Consider the following 10,029-nt stretch of genomic DNA (forward strand, 5'->3'; position numbering starts at 1 on the left):
TATCTCCCTTCTATCTTGGTCTTCCAAAACCATAAAAGTGTGATTTCCAATATTTTGAATTTATTGATGTGTATTGAATTGGATCTCCTGCGTGAATCATCATTCCGTTACCTGCATATATTCCTACGTGAGATATTGGAGTTCCACTGTTATATGTTGAGTGGAAAAATATAATATCTCCAGGTTGAGCTTCACTTGGACTTACTGGATTACAATAGTCTTTGTATATTCTCCATGCAGTTGTTCTTGGCATTCTCTTTACACCAGACTTTGTGAATGACCAACATACAAAACCTGAGCAGTCAAAGTTAGATGGTCCACTTGCTCCAAACACATATCTTTTTCCTATATGTTTTTCTGCTTCATTAAATAAGGCTTTGGCAGTAGCTGAATCAAAAGCAAGACCAGGATTTCCAAAGTTTGGGTTGTCTACTATTTCTCCTAATTCCCCATTACCTGATCCAAAAACATCTCCCATATTCCCCTTAGCTTCAAGAAGAGCTTCATAATGAACTACATTATCTGGATAATCTTTAAATATTTCCCTAACAACTTCATCCATTTCTTTTTTCTTTAAAGTTACAATTAACTTTTTATATTCGTACTCTTCTTTTTCATATCTAGTATAAGGATTACCACGACTATCATATCTAGTTCTTGCTACTGTTCTTGTTCTAATTTCAATTTCTTCCTTAAAGTCAAGCTTATACATCTTATCGAAAAGCTCTTTTAAAATTCCTTTTACTTCAGATGCTGATTTTACTTCTCCACATCTTGAAGTTATATAGGATAAAAGTTCATGGGTATTATGACCAATTTCTCCTTCTTTGTTTATGATATATTCGTCATATCCAGGATGACTTGTTTTTACACTTTCGATTTGTGATTGTAGGTCATATTCCATTGATGAAAATTCTTGATTAACTTCACTTAGAACTGTATCTTGTGATAGGTATGTTGTTGTCATTACTGAGTTTACTGAGTTACTTAGTCCACTCATACCAACGCTTCCGCCACCAATCATGATTGATAGCATAAGACCTAGTCCTATTACCACAAATAAAACCATCTTACTTTTTCTTACGATTAGCTCTTTAGAAGCCTTACCTAAACTTAAAATAGCTTTTTTAACTCTATCTACAAGTCTTGTTTCGTGCTTTTTAGCTATCATGCTCTTCATTTGCTTTCTTTGGTAAAACTTCTTAAATCTATTTTTCTTTATATAGGCATCTGACTTTTTTAAATCTTCCAAGCCACTTTTAAACTCCAACTTGCTTTTTCTCTTTCTTATTTTCTTATCAAGTTTAGATAGCTTTTTTAAGGACTTTTTCTTTTTGTCTAGCTTATACTTCCTTATTCCATGCTGGAGTTTAGAGCTTACATTAGCGACTTTTTCTCCTGATTCTACACCAGTATTATCAGACCCTGAACTTAAATAATCTCTCACTAACTCTGAAGACTTAGCTCCAGATAATAAAACCCCAGAAGATAGACTTCTTTTAGTTTTATTCTTTAGAATATTATCCTTTAGCTTGCTTTTAGACTTTTCAAGTTCTCCAATCTTTTTGTCTGAGATAAAGTCTTTAACATCTTGTGCTTTCTTAGAATCTTTCGTTGTAACTTTCTTAGATTCATTTTTTAAGTCATCGATTTTCTTTCGAGTGAATTTATCACTTTCATAATTTTTTCTTTTGTAGTAAGTCTTCTTTTTATTAACTTTCTTTTGTTCTGAACCTTTAAGGCTTATTTTCTTTTCATCTTTTATAAATTCAAGATTATTGTCTTTAAGCTCAGAATTGTCAAAAGTCTTATCTGTATCAACTTCGCTTGGCCTATTTTCTTTATCTATCTCTTTAGAAATTTTTTCCTTATCTCTAAACTTCTTTTCTTGATAAAGTTTCTGCTTTTGCTTTTTATCGATATTAGCATTACTCTCGTTCTTACTTACTTCATCTTTAACAAGCTTATCTTTTCTATATATCCTCTTGCTTTTCTTTGCTTCAATAGGTTTATCTTCGCTTGTGTGGATTCGCTTAGACTCTTTCTCGTTGATTTTGTCTTGGAATTTATCATTACTATGGATAAGTTTATCCTCATAATTTTTAAGGACTTGTCTTTTACTTGATGCCTTCTTATTGCTTATTTGCTGAGCCTTAGCTGAAATATCATCTGTTGTTAATTTATTAGAATTAATATTTCTACTGTTTTCACTATCAAAATTTACTTTTTTGAAGTCTACATCTAAGTCTTCATCAAGTTTAAAGCTTTCATCTGTCTTTATTTCAAGATTAGCTTGTTTTGTTTCTCCAGCCTTATCCCTATTATCTAAAACTTCTTTTCTGATTCTTTCCTTGTTTTTAGCCTTCTGAAAATCTTTTAGTTTATCTTGTTTTTGATCTTTAGATGATACATTCTCATGGATAAGTTTAGATTCTTTTTCTGATATTTTATCTCCGAACCTATCCTTAGTCTTAATAATCTTATTGGTATAATCATCTGAATGAACAAGTTTACTATCCATATTCTTTTCAGGAGCGTCCCTATTTCGTATAATTTTCTTTTGAAAATCTTTTTTTAGTTTTTTATTCATATCACACCTACTTAACCTCTTCTGGCTTTGTTGTCATTAACTTATATAGCATGGTGTCTTTAGGGAATTTATCTATAAAAGGAACAATAGTATTTCCGAAGAATAATAATCCCTCACCTGCATTTGAGTTAGTAATATAGTTTAACTGATAAGGCGATATTTTTAATTTCTTAGCAAGAATATCTCTATCTCCAGATGCTTGATTTAACATTAGAACAAAGTCTGTATTATCAAAGATATTTTCAATTTCCTGACTTGTTAAAAGGTCTTTTACGTTTTGAGTTATGCCTGTTGGAATACCACCCCATTTTCTAAATCTTTTCCAGATTTCTACTGAATATGAAGCAGTTTGTGGGTCTTTTAATAAAAGGTGGAACTCATCTATATAGTATCTTGTAGACTTGCTTCCTCTATTAAGGGAAACCTTGTTCCAAACTTGGTCTTGAATTACAAGCATACCTATTTTCTTAAGTTGTGTTCCTAGCTCTTTTATATCAAAGCAGAGCAGTTGCCTATTTAGGTCAACATTTGACCTATTATTAAATACATTAAGACTTCCCTTAACATAAATTTCCATTTCTGTTGCGAGTTTTCTACCAACTCCCTCTTCTTGAGATAGGAGCATATCGTATAAATCTCCTAATATTGGCATATTTTCTGGTTTTGGGTCTTCAAAATACTTTTGGTATATCTTTGGTAAGCACCTATTTATAGATGAGAGGATAAGTGAATACAATCCTGATTCGTTAATTATTGAAATATTCTGTATTCCTCCAGGGGTGTTCCATTTCGTTACACCCTTATCTTCTTCATCTACATGGTCATAAACAGCTTTTCTTGGATTGACATATCCTAACATAGTTGCTACTTCATTAGCTATAAAGAAAAACTCACCGTCTTTTTCTATAACAGTGAGTCTTCCAAAATTCTTATTTTCGAATGTTTTTAAATTACTTATCATAAGCTTTGCTCCTTATGTTTATTTTTAATCTTATCTTTACTAATAGTGTCCTTAGTCATATCTTTAAACTTATTTATAGTCTTCGTTATTGAATCTTTTCTATCGGCCTTTCTTTCAGATTCCTTAACTACTTTTTTAAAGGCGTGTTCCATTACCTTTATATCCTTAGATTGAAAAAACACAGAGTGGTTGCCAGTTTCCTTATCTTTCATAACAGAAAACTTCACTCCGTGTTTATTTAAAATTTTCTTTAATTCTTTTAATTCAGGATCTTTTAGATTAATTTCTTCTAACTGTCCCTTTTTAACCATATCTTTTAGTTTTACTTTTTCTTTCTTCCTGTTTCTGTTGACTGATGAGCTTTTTTCTCTTGTTTTGTAACTGCTTGATTTCTTCTTCTGCCATTAGGATTTTTTCATCTATATTTTTCATTTTCTCGTTTCCTTTCATTTATATATCAAATAAAAAGCGACTAAGAGTGCAATCTTAGTCGCTACGCTATAATATAGCTTTTAACTTTATTTTTTCTGTTTGTATTATTTTAAAACACAAAAACTGTTTAATTCTTTTGTCTAAAAACAACAAAGAGCAAGATGATGCTAACAATCAAACCTACGCCAAATTTCACCCACATTACAATTGGTGAAACACTCCACTCAGGATGATTTGCCCTTGCTATATAATCTTTAACTAACAAATATGACCCAATAATAACAGGAATCAAAGAACCGAAAACTTTTGCTACAACTTTTAATTTCATATAATATTCTCCTGCTTAATAAACTGAACTTGCTACAGGAGGATTTCCATAATATACAGTTCCAAAATATAGAAAGCCTACCCCAGTAGAATACAAATTACTATAAGATTTTATACTTTGAACTGTAGCTGTTGGAGTATTTGGAACACCTGCACTAACTGTTGTAGAACAAACTGAATTCCAAACTTTTGTTGCAAACGTTGAACAATTTAATAACGCAGTCCATGAGTCATTATTCTTTATGTTTTGTGAAACTGTACTCAACAAGTTAGAAGATAAATCTACCCTTAATGATACAGCCTTAGCGTATGCATTGGAACTATTTTGGAAATATCCCTCAAGATTATACCATAACCCTGTATGTTCATTTTTATTTCCCCAAGTTCCTACAGTAACAGTCTTACCAGAACCAACTGATAATCCTCCAACAGTAATTGTCGAACTCGAAATATTCTTTATACTTAAAAAAGCATGTCCAGATGTATTAAATGATGAACTTCCTCAATCATTAATCGCAAATATTCTCATAATTGCAACAACAGACGATGATGCTCTATCACCAAAATCATTATCCACTCTTGCTTGAGCTTTTTCGCTTGATGAAGCTTCAATAATCAATAATTCATCAATATCACCACTGTTTGCACTTCTGCTTTCAAGCTCTATGTTAGATGGGAAACTATATGGGTTAAAATTGTCATCTATATTATTCTCAGAAGCAAATACATTAGCAACTCCACATAATGAGAATACAACTGTAAATGCTAATAATGACGACACAAATTTCTTTAATATATTTTTCATTATAAACCTCATATTTTCACAATATATTCGCAAATTTTACCAAACTAAACATGCTCAGTCTCCGTTCTTATACCTCTGAGGATTTAAATATACCATTTAATCGCCTCCTGTACCTACATGACACTGCTCACACTCAAATTTATCAAAACCAAATAATGTATAAATACATGTACTTAGTTTATTTGCAATTTCTATTCCTACTGGAATCGTTGGTTGAGCTTCTCCTCGTTCCAAAAGACTAATGTATTGTCTTGTTACACTTAACTCATCAAACCCTAGTTATAATTTATAAACGACATATACTCTTACTTTAACATTATCTCCACTAAGCCATCTTACACCTGTATTTTCATTATTGACTCTACCTGAATGGTTTCTTACGCCAACATCTTTTGTATTATTGTTGAAACCAGTTATTATTAAAGTATGATATGCGCTATCTTTAGAGTTTAAAAAAGATATAGGGTATCCAGCTTGTGCATAGTTGTATAACCTTGAAAGTTCTCCATTTTTACTCAGATCGAAATCCTTATAAGCATATGATCTTGAGACCCAGTGCCACTTAAACATATTTGCCCCACGCCATGTAGAAGATACTTGGCTTGGTTCTTTTTTTGAACCATAAGAAAACCAGTTTCTACTATCGTCTATTTTAGGATATTCGTGTTTCATCTTTTTTTCTCCCGCATACAGACATTGAGAAACGAAATTAGCACAATCAACATCCCAATCAGGATAACTGGGATTATAATCTTTCCAATACTCTTTTGCATAAGCAACACATTTTGAAGCTGCATCTTTTTCAGAGCTTCTATATAAAATATTTGTTTTCAAATATTTTTTAGCAATTGTTTCGTCGAAATTATCTTCTGATTCCATATCCTCAATATATAACAATGCTGATTCTTTGACTTCGTTTGGTAAACTATTAATATGTCTTTTTAGAATATTTATATTTTCTTCTGTCGTGTCCAAAGTAGCGTAGTAATTAGGCTTGAGATTTTTATTTATATAGTCGACAATGGCTTCATACCCATCAGGTTCTTTAGTTGAGCGGATTATAATATCCTTAGCTTCATACTCTGAATCATCAATCATATACTCTATCTTATTTAACATATTCGCTTTTGCTTTTTCTGCGATAGCCTTATTTGAAAGATTTGGATACATACCCCTGTACATATTGAAAATCTCAATATAAGATGATATATATTGATTTATAGACTTTTTTTCCATGGTCGGATATAGGTTCTGTAGTTCTGTCAAAAAGGTTTTGGTTTCATATTTGTCGTCAATATTAACTTTTGAAACTTCATTAGCACTAAGTGCTTTTAAAACTTGACTTGGCTCATAGTTTACACTTAATTGTTCCTCTTTACTTAGACCATTAAACCATTCTTGCCATTCTTTAGGGCTGACTTTTGAGTTATTATTTGCTGATGAAGCAAATACATTTGTTGCCATTGCTGTTAACAGCATCACCATGGCTATTAATAGAGTAAATCTTCTCTTCATTTCTAACCTCCTCATATAATTTTGTCTGACCTCAATATATTTGACATTAAGATCAAATATTATCTATTTTTCCAACTGTTGTTTCTAGATATATTATATAATATAGCATCTAAACTAATCGCCATTACTATATCCCATAGGATTTAAATCCATTATTTCACCTCCTATCTATCTTACATATGAGTTTATCTTCACCTTTCCTGATAATGTTTTATTTGTTAGATTAATAATTGTAACTATATATTTACTACCTCTATAAGCTTTTACTTTTAATGTTGAGTCTGAAGCAAATCTTTCATCATAGATAATTTTCCCATCTTCTTCAATAATTACCGAATAATCAACTCCCCCCGAACAAGACATACTTCTTAATCTAACTGTAAATCCATCATGAACTGGAACAAACCAAGTGTCCATGTTGAATTTATAACTAGTATTATCGAATCTACCGAGGCTTATCTCTTCGTCTATATTTGCTGATCTAAGTCCTGTACTTGATACTTCTCCTAATTCTAACTTTTGATACTCTTCGTCACTAATTATTTGAACTCTATCCCCATATTTAGCGTCAATTTTATTTACTATCTCACCTTGGGAATTGATTCTATTTTGATTTAGGTCAGCCACATTGGCAAATACCGGTAAGCAAAATGTAAATGTAGACATAAAAACTACCAATCCTGCAAGTGTCTTTTTCCATTTTTTCATAATAAGCATCCTTTCTTTATTTGGGTTTAAATTTAAAACAAAATTATTTGTATTACTTCCTATTTCTAATAACTTTAGCATTGATATGCAATATTCTTTTCTATTTTTTATTGTGTCGCCTAATTGTTGAACCACTAGCTTATCGCAGTTTATTTCAATGTCCTGGTCTAGGTATTTTAAGCTTAACCACAAGAGTGGATTGTACCAATATAGGCAGGCTAATATATTTACCAGGTGGTTGAGTAGGATATGAAATTTCTTTATATGCATTAGTTCATGGATCAAAACATGGTCTAGCAATTTTTCATCAGCTAGGATATGATCTTGTAAGATTATCCTAGGTTTTAAGATTCCAAAGGTAAGGGGTATTTTAAAACTGTTATTTATATAAATCCTTACTTTTCTTTTTAATCCAAATTCACTTATTTTTTCCTTGCATAAAGTATTATGGGTAAGGGTAGAGCCTTTCATAACTTTATGGAATTTATAAATTTTTATTTCCAAATAAGTAAAAATCAGAATCGAACCTATTAGTCGATTTAACTTAAAAAATATATAGCCTAGTTTATTTACTAACCAGCATAAGCAAGAATTAAAAAGATTTGTTATAGTAAGTAAATATGATAAAATACTATTTTCCTTTACACTTTCTATTCCTATCATAAGTTCATAGGGACTTATTAAATAGATTAATAATAATATCCACAAAATAATACTTGCTGACCTAAAGGCTTTCTTATTTAATATTGGTCTAACTAAGAGAATTAGAACTAGTAAGTAAAGACTTTTTATAAATTTTTCTAGAGTAATTACCCTAACTAGACTTATTGCCATCCTTGTCTTCCTCTTGGTCCTCTTCGTCAAAGCTATCTATTAATTTTTTCATTTCTTCTATTTCTTCTTTTGTAACTTCTTCATTTTGTAAAAACGTTTTGCAAATATTTAGAATTGATCCTTTAAAAAGTTTATGAAAGGCTTCTTTTTGCTTATTCAAAAGTGCATCTTCTCTTGACACAAGGACCCTAATTGTATATTTAGGATATCTCCTAGCTATCGCCCCTTTTTCTACTAATCTTCCAAAAAAGGTGTAGCAAGATGTTTTACTTATATCGTACTTTTCCATCAATATTTTTGATAAGGCAAGAGCTTGGATTTCTCCATTTTCGTCTAAGACATCGCCCTTCCATAATTCTTCCATTACTAGTAATTCTCCATCTGAAAATTCCAACTATATTCCCTCCTTTATAAATTACAGTTTCGTTTATTTTTTTATTTTTGCATATTTAATTATTTTCACTTTGAATATATCGCAAGTTTAAAAAATGGTCAAGTGTTTTGACCATTTAAAATAATATTTTTTGTATTTTTAATATATCTCTGTTTAATTTTAAATCTCTATTTCAAATGTATCTTCAAAACTAATAATATCATTAGGAGTACAAGATAGAGCCTTACATATTTTTTCTAAATTCTTAAATGTAATTGGTTTATCCTTGCCCATTTGTGCCATAACATTTGTTGTAAGTCCTGCCATAGCTATTACATCTGTTTTCTTTAGTCCTTTTTTTGCTAACTGTATCATAATGGTTTATAGTTAAGTGCCATAATATCCCTCTTTTTCTCTTTATTAGATTTATTTAACTAATTATAGCATAAATATTGATTTCATTCAATCTTACATTGATTTAATATTTTGTTTTAGAGAATTTGTTGTGTTATTCCGTCCTTATTTTGCCATAAATTGCTTAATACCTTGAGATTTAGCACCAGATTGCGATAGGTAAGCCTACAGTTTCAGTGTTTCCAGCTTTTCCCCCGCTTAGCACCGTGCATGCGACTTTCACCGCACACGGCGCCCCATCGCAAGAAAGATTTTCACGTTTTAATTAAGATTTACACACTTCTCAACAACTAGTTATTTCTTTTAAATGGTCGGCAATCCTATCATTTCTCTAAGTTTATTACATTTCTCAATTTGCTTACCTGTTAAGGCAAGTTCTTTTACATATTTTAGAATTGTATCTTCTTTTGTTGCATGGATTAGTATATGCACTTTTTCTGTTACAAGAATTAGATTGCTGTACTTGTTTTTTCAAGTGGTAGTTTATGGTGGCAATGTATATCACTTGGTGTTAATTTATTCCCTGTTACAAAACATCTTCCATATTGAGCTGCAAAGAGCGAAATCCTATTGTCTGCATACTCTATACTCTTATCAAGTACAGGGTGTTTCATTAACCAAACAAGAGTGTCTATATCAATTTGTAGATTTTTATGAATTAAAGATCTACCCTCTACAGTGTACTTGTTTATATCTTTTTTCTTGTGTTTTGCGTCCTTCGTTTGGATATACCCCACTGGAATTAATGGGTGTCCGTTAAGGAAGCGAAGTTGCTTACTTTTTCCATACTTATCTTTGATAAATCCTTTATTTAATGTCCCATTGGTCTTTAAGTCAAGCCTGTTGTTCATTTGCTTTTTAATGTGAAAGGCTATTTTAGCAAAGTCTAAACTCACATTTGTTGCTATTTGGTAATAATTATGCAAGCCTGAAACAGTAGCATTATACCTAGATATTGCTTTGTACTGCTCTTTTCCATTTGCAGGTCTTTTTATATCCGCAACACATTTAGAAATATTTTCTTTTGCATTTTTCAGTGCCTTATCACTTATATGCGACTGTACAACAAA

General features: G+C 31.0%; 11 protein-coding genes and 3 pseudogenes. All 14 read right to left on the bottom strand.

The features are described 5' to 3' along the window. Positions 1–10 precede the first annotated feature (10 nt). Positions 11–2,590: a C40 family peptidase gene (locus tag RH95_RS07865; protein ID WP_010247674.1), complete on the bottom strand. Its 2,580-nt coding sequence runs from the start codon at positions 2,588–2,590 to the stop codon at positions 11–13. A gap of 7 nt (positions 2,591–2,597) precedes the next feature. Continuing rightward, on the bottom strand, positions 2,598–3,551 hold the full coding sequence (locus tag RH95_RS07870; RefSeq protein WP_010247677.1) for a VirB4-like conjugal transfer ATPase, CD1110 family: 954 nt from the start codon (positions 3,549–3,551) through the stop codon (positions 2,598–2,600). Then, a pseudogene (locus tag RH95_RS07880) lies at positions 3,548–3,883 on the bottom strand (PcfB family protein); the annotation flags it as partial. The pseudogene RH95_RS07880 and the gene RH95_RS07870, both read right to left, overlap by 4 nt. Beyond that, positions 3,855–4,001 (bottom strand): hypothetical protein, encoded by a 147-nt coding sequence (locus tag RH95_RS09835; protein WP_235777722.1) that lies wholly within the window; start codon positions 3,999–4,001, stop codon positions 3,855–3,857. The gene RH95_RS09835 and the pseudogene RH95_RS07880, both read right to left, overlap by 29 nt. Before the next feature lie 109 nt (positions 4,002–4,110). Then, positions 4,111–4,311 (bottom strand): hypothetical protein, encoded by a 201-nt coding sequence (locus RH95_RS07885; RefSeq protein ID WP_009535421.1) that lies wholly within the window; start codon positions 4,309–4,311, stop codon positions 4,111–4,113. Between the two features lie 15 nt (positions 4,312–4,326). Beyond that, complete coding sequence (locus RH95_RS09240) at positions 4,327–4,575, bottom strand: hypothetical protein (protein ID WP_010247693.1); 249 nt, start codon at positions 4,573–4,575, stop codon at positions 4,327–4,329. A 237-nt stretch (positions 4,576–4,812) separates the two neighbouring features. Continuing rightward, positions 4,813–5,091: a hypothetical protein gene (locus RH95_RS09245; protein ID WP_141567133.1), complete on the bottom strand. Its 279-nt coding sequence runs from the start codon at positions 5,089–5,091 to the stop codon at positions 4,813–4,815. 120 nt (positions 5,092–5,211) lie between these two features. Further along, a complete protein-coding gene (locus RH95_RS09515; protein WP_174265934.1) occupies positions 5,212–5,349 on the bottom strand; it encodes a hypothetical protein in 138 nt (45 codons plus the stop codon). 45 nt (positions 5,350–5,394) lie between these two features. Next, positions 5,395–6,630 (bottom strand): amidase domain-containing protein, encoded by a 1,236-nt coding sequence (locus RH95_RS09380; protein ID WP_010247699.1) that lies wholly within the window; start codon positions 6,628–6,630, stop codon positions 5,395–5,397. Between the two features lie 168 nt (positions 6,631–6,798). Next, a complete protein-coding gene (locus tag RH95_RS09840; RefSeq protein ID WP_235777723.1) occupies positions 6,799–7,338 on the bottom strand; it encodes a hypothetical protein in 540 nt (179 codons plus the stop codon). 93 nt (positions 7,339–7,431) lie between these two features. After that, positions 7,432–8,172, bottom strand: a pseudogene (locus tag RH95_RS09895) (M56 family metallopeptidase); the annotation flags it as partial. Then, positions 8,153–8,566, bottom strand: a complete 414-nt coding sequence (locus RH95_RS07905) for a BlaI/MecI/CopY family transcriptional regulator (RefSeq protein WP_010247704.1) — start codon at positions 8,564–8,566, stop codon at positions 8,153–8,155. The pseudogene RH95_RS09895 and the gene RH95_RS07905, both read right to left, overlap by 20 nt. A gap of 159 nt (positions 8,567–8,725) precedes the next feature. Continuing rightward, on the bottom strand, positions 8,726–8,920 hold the full coding sequence (locus tag RH95_RS07910; protein ID WP_439645726.1) for a helix-turn-helix domain-containing protein: 195 nt from the start codon (positions 8,918–8,920) through the stop codon (positions 8,726–8,728). A gap of 342 nt (positions 8,921–9,262) precedes the next feature. Next, positions 9,263–10,029, bottom strand: a pseudogene (locus tag RH95_RS07915) (HNH endonuclease signature motif containing protein); the annotation flags it as partial.

The organism is Peptoniphilus rhinitidis 1-13, assembly GCF_000246925.1.
GTDB lineage: Bacteria > Bacillota > Clostridia > Tissierellales > Peptoniphilaceae > Peptoniphilus_A > Peptoniphilus_A lacydonensis.